Genomic DNA, 19,362 nt, shown 5'->3' with positions numbered 1-19,362 from the left:
TTGTGATTTTACTCACTTCAAAAGATTTATAAGAGGCTCATGAAAGGCAAAAGCCCCGTTTTCTCACTGAAGACTGGGGCTTTTCTGATATGGTAAAAGCGGCTTGTCTGCTCTAACGCACGCTATCTTTAACGTCCAGTAGTTCCTCGAAAGTCATTAGATCAATCCAGCCCAACTTCAGTAAGGTAACGGGTAGGCTAGATTTAAGTTTGTGTTGTTGGACACGCGCCTGGACCAATTGAGATTCAGTCAGCAAACCGCGCCCAACGAGATGAGCGTCAAGAAAAGTGTGTTTGATCATAGCGATAAGTTGAACCCTGATGCTCGAACAGATACGAATCTACAGGGGCAATAACCTCTGAAACTCTTTGATGTGGATTCGCATTCTAGCTTGAACTTATAGTCAAAAATAATCAGTATATTTAATGACTGAACTCTAAAATCTTTAAGGTTCATACCCGAAGTCCCTCAGTCATACGAGGGCAGGATGCGAAAAGGCCCTAAGTAACCTACGGATACCTGCTAGGCTGATCGTCTGGATGCCGCGACTCCCATTACTCCCATGCCTGATCTGAGCCCTAACCTGAGCCCTGAGCCTGAGCAACCCCCTCTGTTGGTTGATGAGGCTACGCCGACTCCAGCCACGCTGGATGCTCAACCCTTGCCAGCTGCTGGTGATTTAGCAACAGCAAACAAAGGTAGCCGTGCCCGACAGCTCTTGGGCATGAAAGGAGCAGACGTTAAGGAGACTTCGATCTGGAAGATCCGTCTGCAATTGATGAAGCCGATTACCTGGATTCCCTTGATCTGGGGGGTAGTTTGTGGTGCAGCCTCCAGTGGCAATTATGTGTGGAACCTGGAGAACTTTCTCATCGCCTTGGCCTGCATGCTGCTCTCAGGGCCTTTGATGGCAGGTTATACCCAGACCTTAAATGACTTTTACGACCGTGAGTTAGATGCAATTAATGAGCCCTACCGTCCCATTCCTTCTGGTGCAATCTCTATCCCTCAGGTGACTGCCCAAATCTGGGGGCTACTGCTAGCCGGTATAGGGCTTTCTGTTGCTTTAGATTTTTGGGCCGGTCACTCGTTTCCCATCATGGTGGTGCTCACCCTGGGAGGCGCCTTCGTCGCCTACATCTACTCAGCACCCCCACTGAAACTGAAGCAAAACGGCTGGCTGGGTAACTATGCCTTGGGCGCTAGCTATATTGCTTTGCCTTGGTGGGCTGGACATGCCCTGTTTGGCACCCTTACCCCCACGATTATGGTGCTGACCCTGTTCTATAGCTTGGCAGGGCTGGGAATTGCTGTGGTGAATGATTTCAAGAGCGTGGAAGGCGACGCCCAACTGGGTCTCAAGTCGTTACCTGTGATGTTTGGCGTGCAACGAGCAGCTTGGATCTCGGCTTTTATGATCGATGCCTTCCAGATTGGGATTGCCCTGTATCTGGCCTACATTGGTCAAAATCTCTACGCTGCCATTCTGGGGCTGCTGGTCATTCCTCAGATCACCTTTCAAGACATGTACTTCCTGCGCGATCCGCTTAAGAATGACGTGAAGTACCAGGCCAGTGCTCAGCCTTTCCTAGTGCTCGGCATGTTGGTTGCAGGACTGGCGTTAGGACGGGCTGGAATCTAATGCTCATCCTCAAGTGAGAGCGCTAGTTGGTAGAGGTGGCGGCGCGGGAGCTGCGTGGTTTCAGCCAGTTGACGGCTAGCCTCTGAGCGAGAAAGGCCAGAGCCAATCAAGCTTTGCAGTTCGCGCCGCAACTCGCCATCCGAAGGTTTTGCCTGGGTGGGGAGGGCTCCAGCAACCACTAAGGTAAATTCACCTTGTGGCTCCCGGCTCTGGTAGTAGGTCAAGGCTTCCGCTAGGGTGCCACGCCAGATCTGCTCGTGCAGCTTAGTCAGTTCTCGGCCCAGGGCAATCGAGCGTTCCTGCCCCAATATAGCTGCCAGGTCTGCCAGAGTTTGCCGCAGCCTGTGGGGAGCTTCATAAAGCAGTAGTGTGCGAGGCTCGTAGCGCAATTGCTCTAGGTGCTCTCGGCGTTCAGCTCCCCGTAGGGGCAGAAAACCCTCAAAGGCAAACCGTGCTGTTGCTAGCCCAGAGGCACTGAGCGCTGTGATCACTGCGGTTGGTCCAGGGATTGGTACTACAGGAACTCCCGCCTCGGCACAAGCCTGCACAAGTTCTTCACCTGGGTCGGAGATGCCAGGCATGCCTGCATCAGTGACCAGAGCTATTGAACTGCCCTCTTGCAAGCGACTGACTAACTCGCTTGTGCGACTGCGCTGGTTGTGGCTGTGGTAGCTGGTTTGAGGCGTCTGAATCTGAAAGTGACGCAGCAACTTACCCGTGTGGCGTGTATCCTCAGCCGCAATTAGATCAACACTCTGCAACACACGCACTGCCCGGAAGGTCATATCTTCCAGGTTGCCAATTGGCGTACCAACTAAGTAGAGCGTACCGGCTGCTGTAGGAGAGTCCACGTCCTGATCTTAAGGCCATCTCGCTCCTCTCTCAGTCAAGCCCACAGCTCAAACTACAAAGCCTCAAACCACAAAGCCCGTGTCTTCTCCCTGCGACGCTTGCCAACTGCGGGCGTCGTAGTACAGGTCCTCCAAACTGATGCTGTCCAGAGCTTCCTTAAGCTTTTGATGCAGCCGTTGCCAAAGGGCGAAAGTAACCCAATCCCCAGCTTGTTGAGCGTCGGGCGCTAGCCGGGGTAGCGGCTCCACCGTTTCACCCACTGCAGCCAGGATTTCGGATAGTGAAATCTCACGAGGGCGGCGGCTGAGTTGATAACCCCCCTGTACGCCCCGCACTGAATGAACAATGCCTGCCTGACGCAATTCGATCAACAACTTTTCTAGGTAAGGGGCTGGCAATCCCTGCCGGCGGCTGATATCCCGCACGGGAACAGGTCCTTGAGTTCCACACATAACTAGATCTAGAAGCGCCCGTACGCTGTAATGTCCGCGTCGCGTGAGCTTCATGAGCGAAGAGAACAGGTTATACTATCTGGAGTCACGATCTCGGGATGTAGCGCAGCTTGGTAGCGCGCCTGCTTTGGGAGCAGGATGCCGCAGGTTCAAATCCTGTCATCCCGATTCTATATGTTTGACCCAGCCCTTCTGAAGTTACTTCAGCTCAGCGATTCGGCTCTGCCCATTGGCAGCTACTCCCACTCCTGGGGGTTAGAGACTTGGGTACAGCAAGGACAACTCAGCAGCAGCGACGAGCTGCTAGCTGTATTACGAACTCTCCTGGAGCAATCAATCGCCCCTGTCGATGGCTTAGCCTGTGCAATGGCATATCAGGCTTCTGCCAATCGCCTGGGTGGTCCCGACTTTATTCAACTCAACCAGATTTTGACTGCGACCAAGTGGGCTAAGGAGCCACAACGGGCCAGTTTAGATTTAGGACGACGGTTGGTCAGTCTGGCGCAGCGTTTGGACTGGTTGCAGGAACTTCCCCCCGGTCAATACTGGCACCACTGTACGGTTTTCGGCTGGCTAACCTATCAGCTGAATATCGCTATAGAACCGGCAGTGACAGCTTACCTGCTCAGCAATCTGATGAGTCTGACCTCAGCAGCTGTACGTTTGATTCCACTGGGACATTCTCAGGGTCAGCAGGTGCTGGCCGCTCTGCATACTCAGGTATTTGAGCAAGCTCGCTGGTGTTGTGCCACGGCTGGTAGGGCTGACCCCTTGACTCACCTAGGCAGTTTCACTCCTCAGCATGAACTGGCTTGCCAAGCTCACCAAAACCTCTATTCCCGCCTGTTTCAGTCCTAAAGTTTCAGCCCTCATTTGCGGTAACTAGAGATTAGGATGTCAGACTAGGCATCAACGCTGCTCCACCTCTACCTCCAGTCCCCCATCCTCAAGCTCCTATGTCCACTGCTACCCGCTACCCCACTGCTCCTGATCTCACCGGTACCGAATATTTGGTTCTAGGTTTAGCGACCTGTTTCACCAAGCAGGATGGTGAAGTTCAAAAGGTTCGCGTAGTTGAGCCAATACCCTCTGCTGCGCTTGAAGCTGTGCTTAAAGGCATTCCCACTTCCTATGAACTGGTGTATGCCACCACGCTAGGAGAGGTGCTGGAAGCTCAAACTGTCAGACTCAACCCTGACGTCTTTCCTGAAGATGTCAACCCCTGTCCTGAATTTGCCTTCCGGGCGCTTTCTGCTGCTCGCACTTACAGAGCTCGCCCTGCGGCTCAGCAGCACGTTAGTCTAGGCACTACCCGTAAGGAAGGCTTAAACTTCTCTCTAGATCGTAAAAGGGTTCTCAATTCTGAGCGGGTTGTCACCACGGAAGACAACATCAAGCAGCACCCCAACACGCACAAGGTGCTCTAAACGTGTTGGCGTGCGGTCTAAGCAGCATCTAACCCGAGCTTTGCCCCAGGCAATTCCAGGGCCCTTTGTGGGAATACTGGTAGCGCTGGGGCTATTAGCTGTGAATTTCAGACCTTCTCTGGGTGCTATCTCTGCTTCTGCGCCTTAGGCCAACTCTTCTAACGGTGCCTGTTATGTCTGCTGATCAGATTCGTAGTAGCGGTTCCGACCATCAGACCAAGCGGAGCACCAAGGGACGTGGCCTCCTCAAAGTGCGCCGAAGTCGATCCAATCTTTCCGATCTTTCGGGTATTGGCAGACCGATCACTCGGGCAAGCGAGGTGAGCATGGGTGAGATTGAAGTCTCAGATAAAAGCCTGGAAATTGTCTTCACTCATACTGCCGATGGCCTGCTGCTGTCTCTGTTTTGGCCAGGGGTTCCTCCGCTATCTCCAGCTGAAGTAACCGGCATACAGTTTGGCAACCGTTTCGGGCCTGTGAGCTTGTCGGTCTATCTGAGCCGAGTTCGCCGGGTCTTGGCGGAGCGGGTGTCGGAGCAGCTAAGTATGGCTTTCCATTGTGGTGAGCAAGTGAAGCTGCTCAACCTAACCCTCAGCCCCCTATTGAACCCTGATGGTACTGCTGCCCTTGTCGTTGTTCGGGCGCGGCCCATTGCTGACACCAACGGTTTGTTGGTCGATCCTGATTTAGCAGTTTTGGACCTGTTGGACTTGGCTACCGAGTCTGAGGAAGAACCTGCTCGACTGCCGCCCCATTGCTACCCTCTGTTTCTAAACCAGCTAGCTGTCGATATTCGGCAAAGCCGAGATCTGAACACGCTGCTCAATCAAACTGCGAGGCGGTTGGGAGAAGTTCTAGCTGTCAGCCGCTGCGTTGTTGGTACCTACGCCCGCGGTAGCCGTCTGGAATTACCAGGACGCACAGAGTGGTTTGGCTTAGAGCAGCGCTATACCGACCGGGTACGGGTGGTTGCTGAGTATTGTCGGTTGCCCTATCCCTCAATGCTCGATCTGGAGCTGGTCGTGCCCGATGATGCTCATCTGCGGGAGGTTTGGTTCAATTCTGGCTCCCTCGTCACTCAAACTGCTGAGCCTGGACCATTTCAGCAGCGCACTATGCTCTCAGTTGCCACTGGTTACCAAAGCCAGACTAACGGTTTGCTCAGTTTGCACCAATGTGATCGCGAGCGCCACTGGAGCCGCGAAGAAACCGAACTCGTACGCGAAGTGGCAGGACAATTAGGCAGTGCAATTGCCTACGCGACCCTGCAAGCCCGTCTGCAAACTCTGGAAATCCAGCTGCAGAAAATCAATGCTGACTTCAGCCAGCGCTACCGTGAGCTTGAAGAAGCGCGTAAGCAAGCCGAAGAAGCGTCCCGCTTGAAAAGTGAGTTTCTGGCCAACACCTCCCACGAACTGCGTACACCTCTCAACGGCATGATCGGCTTTCTGCGGCTGGTCTTGGACGGCATGACCGATGACCCTGAGGAGCAAAGCGAGTTCATTCAGGAAGCCCATAGCTCGGCGCTGCACTTGCTTCAAATCATTAACGATGTATTGGACATCGCCAAAATTGAAGCCGGTAAGATGCAAATTGATTTAACTCCCGTCAAGTTGGAAGAGCTACTGGGCGACGTTGAGGATTTGATGCGGCCTCAGATCCAACAGAAAGGGCTTTACTTCCGGATTCAACGGCCTCAGACTCGGGACGAATTGGTGCTTTATGGAAACTACACACGCCTGAAGCAAGTAGTTCTCAATTTAGTAGGCAATGCGGTGAAATTCACTCACGATGGCGGCGTTACAGTTAGTGCCGAGATTCTCAAGGACCAGAATACTGCTCGTATTCGTGTGGCAGATACTGGCATCGGTGTGCCTCTAGACAAGCAAGAGAAGCTATTTCAGTCGTTCTTTCAAGTTGACGGTTCGCGAACGCGGCAATATGGTGGCACCGGCTTGGGCCTAGCAATTAGTCAGAAGCTGGTGGAAACCATGGGTGGTGAAGTGAATTTCTACAGCATGGGAGAAGGGCTAGGCTCAACCGTCACCTTCACGATTCCCCTTTATCAAAAGCCAGTGATGATTTAACGGGGTTAGCAAGCAGTACGCCAGACTGAGCAGCAGCTTATGAAGCAGGCTGCTCAGTAGGCAAGAGCGCTGCCATCGCTGTAGCGATTGCTTGGCGCTGTTCAGTGTCATAGCGCCAGCGATTGAGAAACTCAGCGTAGTTTCCGCTGCCAGTTTGCGCTGATGTCTGCATAGCCCGAGCTAGAGGGACGACAACAGACGGGTGGAGCTGTTTGAGCAGGGCTATCGTTCGACGAGCCACTCGCTCAGAGTCTTGCTGCTGCTCAGTATCGCCATTGCGCTGGTGTGTCAGAGCCATTGCTGTGGGCATTGCCAGATTCTTGACTAGTAACTCAGCAACCGCCGGAGGGGCTGTTTGTAGGGCCGCCAAGAACTCTGGAGGAGGTTGGTCAGCTAGAGGAGAGTCACCAGTAAGAAAGGCCACGAAGAAGCCTCGAGCACCGTTTGCACTATCGAGTAGCTGACTGACTGCAGCTTGAGCCTCGGTAGTGGAGAGTTGGCCTTGCTCCCATTGGCTGAGCAATAGTTGGCTCTGCTCAATAGCCTCTTCAAAAGAGACAGAAGCAATTGGTCGGTCCGCCATAAAGGTAGGTTATCAGAGACGGCTAGCACCAGGATAAAAGAATTGAGCCATTCAACTCATGGATTTGCCACTCCGGGCAGCCTTGAGTAAAGCGGGCCTCCCGAAACGAAGAGGTAACTGGAAGACAACTGAGAGGCGAGACGACTGCTTAACAGCTCACCTCACAAACGTGGTTACCTTCAATACCTCTCAGCTGACCTGTTTTTCTCAATAAAGTTTTAAGCGGTGATTCACGACACAACTGGTAGCTTCTACCTATAGCAAGATCAAATCTTAATCAAAACTTGATAAATCTTGGGAGGCAAGTCCACTCTGCTTCTTCAGCCAAAGCCCTATGGTTGTGACCGCACAGCTACTTCAGGGAGATTCTAAAACTGACGATGGGGCTGTTCAGGTATTTAGGTATACCGAAGCTGCGAGTCCCAACACCGAAACTTCATACGAGTTCAGTGAAGTGATAAAGATTCGGCGAAAACCGAGCTTTCACGCAGACAGCAGCCATCAGCCCGACTATATTCGTTAGATGTCAAGCGTAAAACCACGTGAAGTTGTTCAGGCGAAAGTTATGGCTCCCACAATCGAAAAGAGGCTAGTGGTTCTTCAGCCAAAGGGTCGCATTGACACCACCAGTGCAACCGAGCTTCAGAAGCAGCTTGATGCCGTCGTCAGTGAGCGCGATGTGACGCTTTTAGTCGATATGGCTGAAGTGGAGTTCCTGGATAGCTCAGGGCTGGTGACGCTAGTCACTGGACTCAAGCAAGCCCGTCAAATGGGTAACCGTTTGGTGCTTTGCTCTCTGAAAGGCCCTGTCCGCCTCATTTTCGAGATCACCCAGATGGATCGGGTTTTTGAGATCTTCGAAAACTGCGAAGCGTTTAAAGCTTCTGCCGCTTGATCAAGCTTCTACAGAACGCCCAGCCATAGCTGGGCGTTCTGCATTTAGAGGGCTGTTGAGAGGCTTTGCAGCCAACGCTCGATTAGGTCATTCACCTGCTCAGGCACCTCATCGTGAGGACAGTGACCAGCCTTCAGGAAATGCTCGGTCAGCTGAGGATAGCAGTCGCGAAATCGGCTCGCCCGCTCCTGAGCGTTCATCCAGGGATCCGCTTCACCCCAGAGCATTAGTAGGGGAAGCTTGAAGTGTTTAAGTAGCTCATCCACAGTTCGTCCGCTGGGAGAGCTAAAGACTGAGGCGAAAACCTGAGGGGCCCCCGGATCACAGGAGGGGCGGTAGATGTCATCGACTAACTGGTCCGTAATAGCGCTGTGGTCCAGGTAAACGTTTTCTAAGATTTCTCGAATCTTGGAACGCTGGCGCATGTATTGGAACAGCAGAAAGCTAGCCCAAGGTTGGCGCAAGATACTCTGCCCCAACCCACTCACCAAGCGTTGGGCAAGCGGTGGCTGGTCCGGATTTGTGAAGGAGCCAGCAGAGTTAACCAGAACCACGCCACGTACTAGCTCAGGCGCGTCCACACCTAAGCTCAAAGAAACGTAGCCGCCCAAGGAGTTACCCGCTACAACCACTGCCCTCTGGACTACCTGCTCGATAAAGTCTTGCAATTGGCTCCGCCACAGATCGGTGTGATAGGTCCACTCCGGTTTAGCGGAGCGACCGAACCCCAGGAGGTCAATTGCCCAAACTTCACAGTGGTCTTGCAATCCTTCAATGTTTTTGCGCCAGTGGTCAGTGGAAGCACCAAAACCATGGATCAGCAGCAAGGGAGGTGCAGTGGGATTGTTGCCTGCCTTGACGTAGTAGATAGGTTGGCCCCGCCAGGTCCAGTAAGTTCCAGACCCAACGGATGTTGAAGCAGTGGCGGTCATAGAGAAGTCACACGGGGGTCAATAGTGAGATCCAGAATTGGCAGACCAGTTAGGCAGTACCAATGACAGGTAAACAGGTCTAGGCTCTGCACACCAATGCTGGCTAGGGCTGGCTCAGCTGGAAAAGGCCATATCTGTCCAAGCTGAACTTCAGTTCCGCTTAGGCTGAATTGCACGAGATAAACTCCAGGCGTGACTCTAGGCGTTTTCCCGGAGGAAGGGCTCTTGGCAGCTAATTCAAGCAGACAGTGCCGCGCCAAGGCGTACAAAACCTGACGCTGTTCATCCTTCAAGTGAATTGGCTGACGATAAGCGTCGCCTGCCCGACCAATCACTTCGGCATAGAGGGGTCCCTTTGCTGTCCAAACGACTGGCAACCATAGATCACCAGCAACCTTCCCGATGGTGACTGGGTGTGTAAATTCACACACCTGTCCATCTACGACGGTTGGCTCCCAACAAATCTGCACCGACTGGCCTGCTACCTGAAGAACTTGAGCAAATGCCTCAACTGCCTGATGCTGAGCAGCAGTTCCCACGATAACCCAGTCTTTCATTCTCTGCTTAGGAATACTTAACCTTGAGACGCTGTCGGCAGTTCAACACTGTCGCCCTGTTGTAGAAAGTTGGGGAGTTCGACTCGACCGGAGCGCCGTGAACGCACAGCAAGTCTATAGCTAACGCTCTGCAACTCGGCATATAGTTGCCGATTTTCTTTCTGAATTGCAGCTACCTTCTCCCGAACTGGAACCATCCGCTCAGCAAACTTGCGGCGATACACCTCGGGGAGATCTTGCACAACCTGCTCTAGCGTGCGACTACGGTCTGTCAATTCCTGAACAGAGCGTCGCAATGCTTGGATCTCTTCGTCTCGGTTGGCTATTTGGTTTTGGTAAAACTCTAGTTGCTCTTCAACCCGGGCTAACTGCTCTCGCAGGACTTTCATCTCAGCTAGGTGCTTTTCAGACACCTCCGGGCTGGGCAGAAAGCCAGTGTTGCCCTTTACCAAGCGGAACAGCTCTTGGCTGAGCTGTTGCACGAGCAGGTCCCTAGCTTGTAGCTCCTGCTTTAGGCCAGCAACCTCAGCTTGGAGGTTCTCAAAGGTAGGCGAATCCTGGCTCACGTGCTTGTCGCTCCCATCAAAATCAAGTAGTTCCTACGGAGTACGGACAGTTGCTGGGGCTTCTACTAAAGCGAGGTTTTCTTCCCAGCGTCGAGGGGGTGAAGCTCGTCGAATGTCGCGCCAGATAGCCGTTGCAGCTAATGTACCATCGGCTACCGCAATTGACACCTGATTCAGGCCGCGTTTGAGGTCGCCTAAAGCAAAGATACGAGGATGACTGGTCCGGCACATTTCATCTGTCACCAAATTTTCGCCGTCCCAGGACAGAGGCAAACCCTTAAGGTAATCATTGTAATAATGAGAACCCATCGCCACCAAGCCTGTATCTAGCTCAATGGTGGAGCCATCCGCAAATTGCACGCCAGTCATCGTATGGTCGTGGCCGAGTAAGCGGGCAATGGGCGTCTCAATCAGAGGATAGCCGTGCTCTTGCAGTTTTTGCCGCATGGCTTCACCCACCTGCACCGTGCCATTGGTAAGCACTGTGATGTACGGCGTAAACCAGTTGAGCACAAAGGCTGTATTGATCGCACCCTCACTGCCGACAAACAAGCCACAGCGTCCATCGCGTATTTCGTAGCCATCGCAGATCAAGCAGACATGCAGGTTATAGCCTGCATAGTCATAGACGTTCTGCATGTCGGCTAGCTGTGGCAGGTGATCAATAATACCGCTAGCTGCGATCACGTACTTAGCTCGGAAGACTGGGTAGATGCTATCTGCCTTGCCAACCTTGACCTTGATCGCAAAGCTATCGCCTTCATCAACCACATCTTCAACGAAGCCCCGCAAATGATCGGCGCCTAGTTCTTGAATGTACTGCTCACCCTGTTGCAGCAAGTCGCGCCCAGGCGTAGTGGGGTGCAGGCCCAGATAGTTACGTAACTCCTGCATCCAAAAGGAGCGGCCTCGCCCTTTCTCAATCACTAGGCAGGACAGGCGATAACGAGCCAAGTAGATCGCTGCTGACAACCCTGCGGCACCGCCACCAACAATGACGGCGTCATAAACATGATTGAGCCTCTGATCCAGGTTTTTCTTAGAGAGCTTCATAATGCTGGTCCCTGGGCAAACCTTCTCTCCATTGTGCCCCGCCTGCTCCTGCCTTAACGTGCTGTCTTCCAGACAGCTCTAGCTCTAGCGACGGCTCGTTTGCAGAGCAGCCGCGGAACTGGTTTCTGCTGGATCTGGGACACTGGCCTCTGCGTCAGGCTGCTCATCAGTAACTGCAGGGGCAGCTTTAGTTTCTGGACGGCGGATGGTTAAGTAACGAATGACTTCATCGCTTAGGCGCAGAGAGCGTTCTAGGGTGTCAATCATCACCTGTTCGCCCTGATAGTTCATCTGAATATAGATGCCATCACGGTGGTTATTAATCTCATAGGCTAGACGGCGGCGGCCTCGATGTTGAGTGTCAATCGTGGTTGCCCCCAATTCACCGAGTTGCTTTTGGTACTTATCAATTGCCTGGTCCATCTGCTCTTCAGACAGATCGGGCCGCAGAATGTACATCGTTTCGTAGGACTTAGTCATGGGAAATCTCTAAGGTTCCTTATGGACAGTAATGGCCTCCGCTCAAGTAACCCAACTGAGTTGGGTAGGAGGCAAGGAATGGCACATCTTCTCACCCTATACTACCCTGGGCACCGCTAACACTTGGGAGTAATCAACGAATGGCACCGCGCTATGTCCGGGTAAAAACGGCGGAAGGTCGGGCCTACTATGGATTACTGCAGTTAAACCGAGCCGTTCAGGTTCTAGATGCGCCGCCTTGGTTAGGTGGGCAAGCCATAGAGCTGGAGTTAGCACCTGATACCTATCAACTACTGGCTCCCTGTTCTCCTAGCAAAATTGTGGCAGTGGGCAAGAACTATGCAGCCCATGCCGCTGAAATGGCGTCGGAGGTGCCGTCGGAACCCCTACTCTTTTTCAAGCCTCCGTCAGCAGTGTTAGCGCCTGAAGGCGAAATTCTACTGCCACCTCAATCTCAACGGGTGGACTATGAAGGAGAACTGGCTTTGGTGATCGGTTCCCCCTGTTTCAACTGCACCCCTGAGGTCGCCCGCAGCAAGATCTGGGGCTACACCATTGCTAATGACGTAACTGCCCGTGATTTGCAACGCAGCGACAAGCAGTGGGCACGGGCCAAAGGTTTCGACACCTTCTGCCCCCTAGGGCCTTGGATTGTCCGAGAAGTCAGTGCTGGTGCACGCTTGCAAACCTTTGTAGGAGATGGGTCAGAGCCCGTGCAATCGGACAGCATTGAGCACATGGTCTACAGCCCGGAGGTATTGGTCGCTTACATCTCTCAAGTGATGACTCTGTTACCGGGTGATGTCATTTTGACCGGTACCCCAGAAGGGGTGGGTCCCTTGAAGGCAGGCGATCAGGTGCGGGTGGAGATCGAGAGCATTGGTTCGCTGCACAACTCTGTGGGGTTACGCCAACCGTTGCCTTAGCCCCGCGCAGCTTATGCCTTCAGGTTTCTCAGGGGCAGCAACTTCAAGAAGGAGCGTAAGGAGTGTGAGGCTAGACCTTCAGGAGCCGTAGCGACATCTGAGTTCTAGAGAGGCGCACCGACTCATGCGCTGGGTGTACTCGCCAATTGAAGGGTTTGGGTGCTCTGGATCCACGGTGCCTGTTGTCCGCTGCCAGAGACGAGTTGCGGGCAGGGAAACATTGTGTTTGCCTTCTGGTGAGCGGTAAACCGCCAGCCACATGCGCCCGTGTTGATAGCAGAAAAATTCTTCTAGCCAGAATTTACGATCAACGACTTGGCCTAACTGAGCGGTAAACGTAGCCTTCTTACGAGTCTGACCCGCTAGAGCCATGATTTCCTCAACCCCCTCCGCAAAGACATAGTGCCTTTGACTATTTAGCCGTCGCAGAGGCTCAGAGCAGCCTCGATGAGGACAGGTCGCGAGAATGGTGTGGGTTTTGAACCGACTACGCTTGCGAACCATGAAACACTCCTGCAAAAAGGGCTGGGAAGGAACTGCCGCCTGTGCGCTTCACACTGCCGCTCTGCACTGGATCAAGGCATTTGGTTGATGTAGACGGACTAACGAGATAGGTCTGAGGAGTTGGGCTGTTATCTTCTCAGAAGGTAGGGCTTAAGGGCAGAACATGAGTCGCAAAGCGAACAGCGGAATATACGGAGGGGCATTCTTTTTAGTCGTGCTTTTGGCACTAGTATCCGGAACTTTTGCTCAAAGTTTGCCGCCTGCCCGTCTACATGCTCTGCCTGCGGCCCTATCAGCCTGGCAAGATCCGAGCAACAGGGGTGATTATTTTGACCAAATCCAGCCTTCTCAAGCTGGCTATTTGCGCTGGACTCGCTTCCCTGTGACCATTGCTATTGATGCGAAGTCAGAGGATAGACAAGCTTTGGCTTGGGCCACTGCGGTACGACAGGCAGTGCAAGAGTGGAGTGCCTACATTCCCCTCCAGGAGATGGCTGCTAGCGTTACTGAAATTGCTGACATCACGGTGAGGCGAGAGCCACCGATAACTGGCAATCGAGCTCGCTCAGGGCTGACCCAGGTTCAGTTCTACAGCAGGGCCGACACCCTAGCGCAGCGCGTTACGGTCCAGTTGCGCCCATCGCAGACCCTCCCTTACACCCTAGCCTCGGCCCGACATGAAATAGGACATGCTTTAGGCCTTTGGGGCCATAGTCCTATCGAAACCGACGTTTTGTACTTTGCTCAGGTTCGCAACCCCCCTCTGATCTCGCCTCGGGACCTCAATACGCTTAAGCGAGTCTATGAGCAACCCACTCGTATCGGTGAACCCCTAGTGATTCAGGGAGACCAGTAGGCTTGGGGCAAACGTAATTAGGCAACTGATTCAGCACAGATAGTCTAGCCCCAAAAATCCTAAATCTGTGCCTAAGTTTAGGATGCAAAAGCTGGTATCTAGCATTCTGCGCAACAGTCAGAAGACACAACCTGTGCCTATACTCCATCAGGCATAGAGCCTAGGCCAGTTAAGGAAAACCTGCTGACCTACCAAATCAGGGAGTAGTGTGCAGATGGACTATAAGCAGGAACTTATCACCACAGTTCATGACTTTGGACGCAACCTAGAGCCGCTTTCTGAACGATTGACCGAGCTTAGCCAACGGGAGCCCACCGCCCTGATTATTCCAGCCCTTTATGCAGAGTTGGAACGACCGGCCCTCACCAACATCCGTAACCATCTACAGAATTGCCCGTTTATTAGTCGGGTGATCATTTCGCTCTACGCTGACAATGCTGAGCAATATGCCAGTGCTGTACGTTTTTTTGCTCCTCTACCTCAGCAAACGCTGGTGCTGTGGGAGAACGGCGCCGGTGTTGCTGGCATTCTCGAAGAACTCAAGGACCGCAACCTGGATTTAACGGCCTATCGAGGTAAGGGGCGAGCCGTCTGGCTAGCGCTGGGCATCGCTACGTTGGAAGCTCGTGCCATCGCTTTACATGATGCTGACATCGTGACCTACGATGCATCCTATCCGCTGAAGCTACTCTATCCCTTGCTAGAGCCAGGCTTCGGCCTAGCTTTTGTCAAGGCCTACTATGCTCGTATTGGCTCCGAGAGCCGTTGTCTTTATGGTCGGGTGGCCCGACTGTTTCTGACTCCGGTTCTAGATGCGCTGATCGAGCTATTTGGCTCGCTGCCCTACCTGCGTTATCTTAGTGCCTACCGCTATCCTCTCTCTGGAGAGTTTGCTTTAAACAGTGATTTAGCCCTGAACATGCGCTTCCCTGGCAACTGGGGTCTGGAGGTTGGCATGCTGGCGGAGGTCTACCGCAATGTCGCCACTAAACGAGTGGCGCAAATTGACCTCGGCGTGTTTGATCACAAACATCAGGCTCTGGGCAACTCCTCGCAACAGGGGTTGCAGAAGATGTGCCGCGACATTCTGCAATCGATTCTGCAAACCCTGACCGAGATGGAGCGAGTGACTCTTTCTTACGAGGATTTGCGGGCGCTACGGGTCAAGTACTGCCGAGAAGCACAAGACTTTATTCGCCAGTATTTTGTTGATGCCAGTTTTAATGGCCTGATTTACGACCGTCACCAGGAAGAACTCACCGTCGATCTGTTTGAGCAGGTTGTATTAGAGGCAGGTACCGATTACTTAGAGGCACCAATCCGTAGCCAAATTCCCGATTGGACAAGAGCACTGGCTGCCCTACCCACTCTGCGAGAGTCGCTGCTAGAGGTGACCCAAGCCGAGATGGCAGGTGCTGTGCGACAGGGGGTAGAAGCGAGTCACAGTGCCTGAATCGAGATAGCCAGTACAATGAGTCCAGTTACAAGCCAGTTGCTGAGCCTGCCAGGTGTTCCCCTTAACTGGTATCGGTTGCTCAAGTTGTCTGCTTTCCCCTCTCGTTTCGATGCTCCATGAGGATCGTCTTTACTGACCTGGATGGCACCCTGCTGGATCACGAAACCTACCGCTACAGTGCTGCTTTGCCAGCCTTGAGCGCTCTGTGTCGTCGTGATGTTCCTCTGATCCTGGTCAGCAGTAAAACGCGGGCTGAGCTTGAGCTGCTAGCCCAGCAACTCAAGCTCAATCACCCGCTGATTCCAGAGAATGGCTCAGCTGTCTTTATCCCTCACGATTACTTTCCTGCTAAGTTGTTGGGCTCGGAGTGGCTGTGGCGGGGCCGCTACCGGGTTCTGGAGCTAGGGGTTCCCTATGACCAAGTCCGGGCTGCTCTACATCAGGTGAGGGCAGCCCTCAAAGAGGTTTCAATCGAGGGTTTTGGCGATTGGAGTGTGGAGCAGGTTGCCGCAGCTACTGGTTTGCCCCTAGAAGATGCTGCGCGAGCCCACAAGCGTGAATACACCGAGCCGTTTCTGTGTGAGGCAATCCAGCCCGATTTGTTGCAGGGCGTGGTGGCCGCTGTGAGTCACTCACGACTGGCCGCCGGGCTCAGCCGCGTCCCTTTGAACCTGCAACGGGGTGGGCGCTTCTGGTCGTTGACAGGACCCGCAGACAAAGGGCAAGCAGTGAGGATTTTGTTGTCTTGCTATCGTCGCCAATATGGGCCAGTAACTTGTTTAGGGCTGGGCGATAGCCCCAATGATCTGCCCCTGTTACAGGCCGTGGATCGGGCCGTAGTCATTCCAGGACGGCGCTCGGCTGATGTGTGGTCACAGCGCGGCAATGGTTGGACTTTGGCTCCAGCGGCAGGACCTGAAGGTTGGAATGAGGCAGTTTTGGCCTGGTTAGAGCAGGAGCATGACCTTTCTGAAGGGCTTAGGGGCGTGGCTGACCTTGAACCTGGTTCCATAACTGGGCCTGCTGCGTCCGGTTGAGAACCTCCTGGACATCTAGCCAAGCACGCAGTTGCAGCAGGCCAATTTCCCGTTGCAACTGCTCAGTTTCAAACCAAAGATCCCGAATCTGGGCAGCGGACTGGCTAGGGTCAGCAGCCTCAATTTTGAGGCGTGCCTGACGCAAGGTGAGGAGGGTCTGCATGGGTTCTAGTTGCTGCGCCCACTTCTGCAAGATCTGGGTACATTTCTGCTCTTGGCTCGGGCTGAAGTTTAGGTAGCTGAGCTGTTCCCAAGCCAGGCCGGAGCCCTGACGCACCCGGTCTGGCACAGTTAACGCTTTGGCTATGCTTGGGCCAAGCAGACTCGAAAACACCAAGGCTATGGTCAAAACTAAGGTCGAAACCAAAGGTTGCAGAAGCATGGGGTAGCTAGCAGAGGACTCAAAACGGACCACCAAGTTAATGCTCACGCCAGGCAGCAAAGTCCTGACAGAAGCGTGCTAACGACAGGCTGACTAACTGCGGATCCCGACGCGCTAAGTTCCGGTTCTCAGAGGTTGTATATCCCCACTCTGCCAGGAAGAGATGTAGCCCCTGTAGATCTGGTTGATGTTGCACTGTCTGCAGGGTTTTCAGCCGGTCCTCCACAAACCAAATCTCGTCCGCAGGAATTTCGTAGGTTTGTTGGACAGCGCGTAAACTCTGGGTTTTGGGTTGGTTATATTCCTTGCCAATCACCTGATGGTGCGGGAGTTGAATCCCCTGCTGTTGCAAAAGCTGCTGGGTGAAGCGACCTTCTTTGGTGGTGATAATCACGACTGGCAAACCGCAATCGAGCAGCGAATGTAGCCGTTGAACCACACCTGGATAGAACCGCTGCAATCCCAGCCAACTTGCCAGATCTTGGCGGATCCATTGATCTCTAACCTGGTCAAGCGCGGCCGCTAGATGAGTAGGTGTAGCTTCCGGTGCATCTTGAGCTTGAGTTCGCCAATGATCGCCGCTCAGAATCTCTGTCTCCGGAATACCTAGCAATACGGCTCGCAATAGCACAGGCATCTCCCAACCCGTTTCGACTACTGGGCGCAAGCGGCTGAAGGCTGCCTCAAGACCAAGAGGGGGTTCTGGCGACGATTGCCATACTTGCTGATAAACCCGCCAAGCTGTCTGAAAATATTCGCGCAAGCCATCGCAGAGAACACCATCAAAATCTAAGGCTAGGACTGAAGGGCTGACCATTGCAGTAGCTCAAGCAGGTATGATTACGATTCCTAAAATCAAGAAGCAATTCCAGCCAGGGCTCTAGCGATCAATTAATAATTCGTTAACTGTGCGCTAACTGTGGGGCTGTGTCCCTAAAACAGGAACGGGGAATGCTGAGCAGCAGTGGAATTGAGGCCATTCGCTAGAATTTGGCATCTGCTAAACACCGTAATCCTTTGTATTTTCCTATCTCTGAATGCATCGTTTGTGACACGCAACCCCTAGACTAGGCGTTAAAACGGTAGCATCTGCCCCTGCTAGATCGTATGCGCTCTACCTCCTCTTCCCTGATCACGGTCCAGGCCCAGCCTGAGGCGCCCGTTTGGTCCAAGTCTGTTATCAATCGCGACATCTTTCACGATCCCTACCTTGGCTCGATTGTTGGTGGTCTGTTGATAGCCGTTCTGCTGTCATTGGGCCGCAACGTGTTCCTGCTACGGGCTAATCACCGGGCGAACCGTAAGATCAGCAAGCTGGAGAGCCAGATCAGCAATCTGGAGGCGACGCTTCAGGAAACTTTGCGGGAAGTCAACCACTGGATTGACGTCAATCTAGAGGTACGGCGTCAGGAGGAAACGGCTTACTTGATCCTGAAGAAGGTGCGTCAAGCCGTCAATGCGCTGGATCAGAAATTGTCAACTATGGAGCAGTCTCGGCAGGGGACAGAAGCTCTAGCAACCCCAACTCCAGTTCGCCCTCTTTCGGCTGCCCCAACCAACGGGCACGAGAGAAAAATGCGGCCTCGGCCCGGTGGCTCTCTGCCACCCGTACCTCCCAGCAATTTGCCACCGAACAACTTGCCGGTCGATTACATCAGCGAGATCTTCAAGGTTTACCAGGATCTCACGCGCATTGTCTTCACCTTTGAGCGTCGGGTTGCAGCTAGTCAACGCTCTGCTCAGGAAGTTGTGCAGATGCGCCGTCAGATGAGTAAGCTGCAAACTCGCTACCAGCAAACGGTTGATGAAACCCTGAGCAGTTGTTCAGAAGTCTTTGTCGCTAAATTGCTAACTGTATTGCGGGCTTCAAGCACTCGCTTTGAAACCTACGGTCAGCGCAAAAACTTCTGTCAAATCACCTTTCTGGGCCTAGACCTAGAGCTAGTCTTCCAGGATGTACAGAGTGTTCAGTCCTTCATTAATGTCCTGGATTTTTGCCTAGAGCGAGGCGCCGAATTCATTCAAGTTTTTGTGCAACCCGAACGCTTTGCCAACCGAACCACCAGCTACTACACGCCCAGTGGCAGCCGGATCGTTAAGCTCAACGTGCGCTCGTCCGGTTACTTCCACGGCCGTAACTGTTACCGAATTGGCGTTGCTCTAGAGCAAGCAGACCTGGATTGGCTTCGCGGCTGGAACGTCCGCTAAACCGGTTGACAATCTGTGCACAGACCGAAAAACTCTAGGGTGTGATAGTAGATTTTGAAACGCTGATTTTGGCTGAGACGCGTTTCCAATTCGTGTACAGGACAATCATCGATAGGAACTGAAACACCACACTGTAAGCAAGTCAGGTGGTGTTCGTCTCGATGGGGTAGATCATAAAGTGCCTCACCGGAGGTTAAGGTTCGGCTTTGAATTTCGCCTTCAAGCTTGAGTGCCTCTAATGCTCGATAAACCGTTGCTAAACCGATGCGTTGGCCTTCTTGACGCAACTCCAGGTAAATCTCCTGGGCGGAGAGCGAGCGCTTAAAGTCCTTCAGCAGCGAGAGAATGCGCTTCTGACTCCGAGTCCGCTCAGGATGACGAGAAGAAGAGGCGTTAGGCGGTGTACTCATGCTTCTCATTTTAGGTTCAGGCGACAGCTACCCTTCTAGCCTTTGTCAACCCATCTG

Annotated in this window: 23 protein-coding genes and 1 tRNA gene; 11 read left to right on the top strand and 13 right to left on the bottom strand. The window is 53.2% G+C overall.

The genetic code is table 11. From position 1 onward, the window contains the following. Nucleotides 1-112: 112 nt before the first annotated feature. On the bottom strand, nt 113-301 hold the full coding sequence (locus H6F94_RS23530; protein ID WP_190804648.1) for a DUF2949 domain-containing protein: 189 nt from the start codon (nt 299-301) through the stop codon (nt 113-115). 261 nt (nt 302-562) lie between these two features. Between H6F94_RS23530 and chlG the strand changes: the two genes are divergently transcribed. After that, a complete protein-coding gene (chlG, locus tag H6F94_RS23525; protein ID WP_190804647.1) occupies nt 563-1,642 on the top strand; it encodes a chlorophyll synthase ChlG in 1,080 nt (359 codons plus the stop codon). Here the strand turns inward: chlG and rsmI are convergent. Beyond that, a complete protein-coding gene (gene rsmI, locus H6F94_RS23520) occupies nt 1,639-2,493 on the bottom strand; it encodes a 16S rRNA (cytidine(1402)-2'-O)-methyltransferase (RefSeq protein ID WP_190804646.1) in 855 nt (284 codons plus the stop codon). The two genes, chlG and rsmI, sit on opposite strands and share 4 nt — an antisense overlap. A 63-nt stretch (nt 2,494-2,556) precedes the next feature. After that, entirely contained in the window at nt 2,557-3,000 is a 444-nt protein-coding gene (locus H6F94_RS23515; RefSeq protein WP_190804645.1) for an RrF2 family transcriptional regulator, read from the bottom strand. Nucleotides 3,001-3,040: 40 nt separating this feature from the next. Here H6F94_RS23515 and H6F94_RS23510 point away from each other — a divergent pair. From H6F94_RS23510 to H6F94_RS23495, 4 genes are all read left to right on the top strand, one after another. Next, nucleotides 3,041-3,114, top strand: a tRNA-Pro gene (locus H6F94_RS23510). A 6-nt stretch (nt 3,115-3,120) separates the two neighbouring features. Next, nucleotides 3,121-3,804: an urease accessory protein UreF gene (locus tag H6F94_RS23505; protein WP_190804644.1), complete on the top strand. Its 684-nt coding sequence runs from the start codon at nt 3,121-3,123 to the stop codon at nt 3,802-3,804. A gap of 98 nt (nt 3,805-3,902) precedes the next feature. After that, on the top strand, nt 3,903-4,373 hold the full coding sequence (locus H6F94_RS23500) for a hypothetical protein (RefSeq protein WP_190804643.1): 471 nt from the start codon (nt 3,903-3,905) through the stop codon (nt 4,371-4,373). 173 nt (nt 4,374-4,546) lie between these two features. After that, complete coding sequence (locus H6F94_RS23495) at nt 4,547-6,460, top strand: GAF domain-containing hybrid sensor histidine kinase/response regulator (RefSeq protein ID WP_242041346.1); 1,914 nt, start codon at nt 4,547-4,549, stop codon at nt 6,458-6,460. A gap of 37 nt (nt 6,461-6,497) precedes the next feature. Here the strand turns inward: H6F94_RS23495 and H6F94_RS23490 are convergent, their stop codons facing one another. Further along, nucleotides 6,498-7,043 carry a sll1618 family protein gene (locus H6F94_RS23490; RefSeq protein ID WP_190804642.1) on the bottom strand — a complete coding sequence of 182 codons (546 nt, stop codon included), beginning with the start codon at nt 7,041-7,043 and terminating at the stop codon, nt 6,498-6,500. 523 nt (nt 7,044-7,566) lie between these two features. On the opposite strand from H6F94_RS23490, the gene H6F94_RS23485 reads away from it, so the two are divergent. Continuing rightward, nucleotides 7,567-7,938 carry an STAS domain-containing protein gene (locus H6F94_RS23485; protein ID WP_199320589.1) on the top strand — a complete coding sequence of 124 codons (372 nt, stop codon included), beginning with the start codon at nt 7,567-7,569 and terminating at the stop codon, nt 7,936-7,938. Between the two features lie 44 nt (nt 7,939-7,982). Here the strand turns inward: H6F94_RS23485 and H6F94_RS23480 are convergent, their stop codons facing one another. From H6F94_RS23480 to rpsF, 5 genes are all read right to left on the bottom strand, one after another. Beyond that, nucleotides 7,983-8,870 (bottom strand): alpha/beta fold hydrolase, encoded by an 888-nt coding sequence (locus tag H6F94_RS23480; protein ID WP_190804641.1) that lies wholly within the window; start codon nt 8,868-8,870, stop codon nt 7,983-7,985. Continuing rightward, the gene (locus H6F94_RS23475; RefSeq protein ID WP_190804640.1) at nt 8,867-9,427 is read right to left on the bottom strand and encodes a hypothetical protein; all 561 of its coding nucleotides are present in this window, start codon (nt 9,425-9,427) and stop codon (nt 8,867-8,869) included. The genes H6F94_RS23480 and H6F94_RS23475 overlap by 4 nt, the downstream gene beginning before the upstream one ends. 17 nt (nt 9,428-9,444) lie before the next feature. After that, a complete protein-coding gene (locus H6F94_RS23470; protein ID WP_190804639.1) occupies nt 9,445-9,993 on the bottom strand; it encodes an Npun_F5560 family protein in 549 nt (182 codons plus the stop codon). Nucleotides 9,994-10,026: 33 nt separating this feature from the next. Beyond that, complete coding sequence (locus H6F94_RS23465; RefSeq protein WP_190804638.1) at nt 10,027-11,046, bottom strand: NAD(P)/FAD-dependent oxidoreductase; 1,020 nt, start codon at nt 11,044-11,046, stop codon at nt 10,027-10,029. Between the two features lie 84 nt (nt 11,047-11,130). Then, on the bottom strand, nt 11,131-11,526 hold the full coding sequence (gene rpsF, locus H6F94_RS23460) for a 30S ribosomal protein S6 (protein WP_190804637.1): 396 nt from the start codon (nt 11,524-11,526) through the stop codon (nt 11,131-11,133). A 140-nt stretch (nt 11,527-11,666) separates the two neighbouring features. On the opposite strand from rpsF, the gene H6F94_RS23455 reads away from it, so the two are divergent. Next, on the top strand, nt 11,667-12,452 hold the full coding sequence (locus tag H6F94_RS23455; RefSeq protein WP_190804636.1) for a fumarylacetoacetate hydrolase family protein: 786 nt from the start codon (nt 11,667-11,669) through the stop codon (nt 12,450-12,452). Nucleotides 12,453-12,530: 78 nt separating this feature from the next. Here H6F94_RS23455 and H6F94_RS23450 read toward each other — a convergent pair whose 3' ends face one another. After that, nucleotides 12,531-12,956: a hypothetical protein gene (locus H6F94_RS23450; protein ID WP_190804635.1), complete on the bottom strand. Its 426-nt coding sequence runs from the start codon at nt 12,954-12,956 to the stop codon at nt 12,531-12,533. Nucleotides 12,957-13,119: 163 nt separating this feature from the next. On the opposite strand from H6F94_RS23450, the gene H6F94_RS23445 reads away from it, so the two are divergent. The 3 genes from H6F94_RS23445 to H6F94_RS23435 all read left to right on the top strand — a co-directional run bounded on the left by H6F94_RS23445 (nt 13,120) and on the right by H6F94_RS23435 (nt 16,305). Then, a complete protein-coding gene (locus tag H6F94_RS23445; protein WP_190804634.1) occupies nt 13,120-13,812 on the top strand; it encodes a peptidase in 693 nt (230 codons plus the stop codon). 214 nt (nt 13,813-14,026) lie between these two features. Then, nucleotides 14,027-15,265 carry a glycosyltransferase family protein gene (locus tag H6F94_RS23440; RefSeq protein WP_190804633.1) on the top strand — a complete coding sequence of 413 codons (1,239 nt, stop codon included), beginning with the start codon at nt 14,027-14,029 and terminating at the stop codon, nt 15,263-15,265. Nucleotides 15,266-15,384: 119 nt separating this feature from the next. Next, nucleotides 15,385-16,305: an HAD-IIB family hydrolase gene (locus H6F94_RS23435; protein WP_190804632.1), complete on the top strand. Its 921-nt coding sequence runs from the start codon at nt 15,385-15,387 to the stop codon at nt 16,303-16,305. Here the strand turns inward: H6F94_RS23435 and H6F94_RS23430 are convergent. Together H6F94_RS23430 and H6F94_RS23425 are read right to left on the bottom strand one after the other, a co-directional pair. Then, nucleotides 16,247-16,735: a hypothetical protein gene (locus tag H6F94_RS23430; protein WP_190804631.1), complete on the bottom strand. Its 489-nt coding sequence runs from the start codon at nt 16,733-16,735 to the stop codon at nt 16,247-16,249. The genes H6F94_RS23435 and H6F94_RS23430 overlap by 59 nt on opposite strands. After that, nucleotides 16,725-17,504: an HAD family hydrolase gene (locus H6F94_RS23425; RefSeq protein WP_190804630.1), complete on the bottom strand. Its 780-nt coding sequence runs from the start codon at nt 17,502-17,504 to the stop codon at nt 16,725-16,727. Before H6F94_RS23425 ends, H6F94_RS23430 begins: the two co-directional genes overlap by 11 nt. Before the next feature lie 290 nt (nt 17,505-17,794). Between H6F94_RS23425 and H6F94_RS23420 the strand changes: the two genes are divergently transcribed. Further along, entirely contained in the window at nt 17,795-18,895 is a 1,101-nt protein-coding gene (locus tag H6F94_RS23420; RefSeq protein WP_190804629.1) for a LapA family protein, read from the top strand. On the opposite strand, the gene H6F94_RS23415 is transcribed toward H6F94_RS23420, so the two are convergent. Further along, nucleotides 18,892-19,305 carry a Fur family transcriptional regulator gene (locus tag H6F94_RS23415; RefSeq protein WP_190804628.1) on the bottom strand — a complete coding sequence of 138 codons (414 nt, stop codon included), beginning with the start codon at nt 19,303-19,305 and terminating at the stop codon, nt 18,892-18,894. The genes H6F94_RS23420 and H6F94_RS23415 overlap by 4 nt on opposite strands. Between the last annotated feature and the right edge of the window lie 57 nt (nt 19,306-19,362).

Source organism: Leptolyngbya sp. FACHB-261 (assembly GCF_014696065.1).
In the GTDB taxonomy this organism is placed as follows: domain Bacteria; phylum Cyanobacteriota; class Cyanobacteriia; order FACHB-261; family FACHB-261; genus FACHB-261.
The sequence above is the reverse complement of the archived record's forward strand: the minus strand, read 5'-3'. Positions and strand labels throughout refer to the sequence as shown.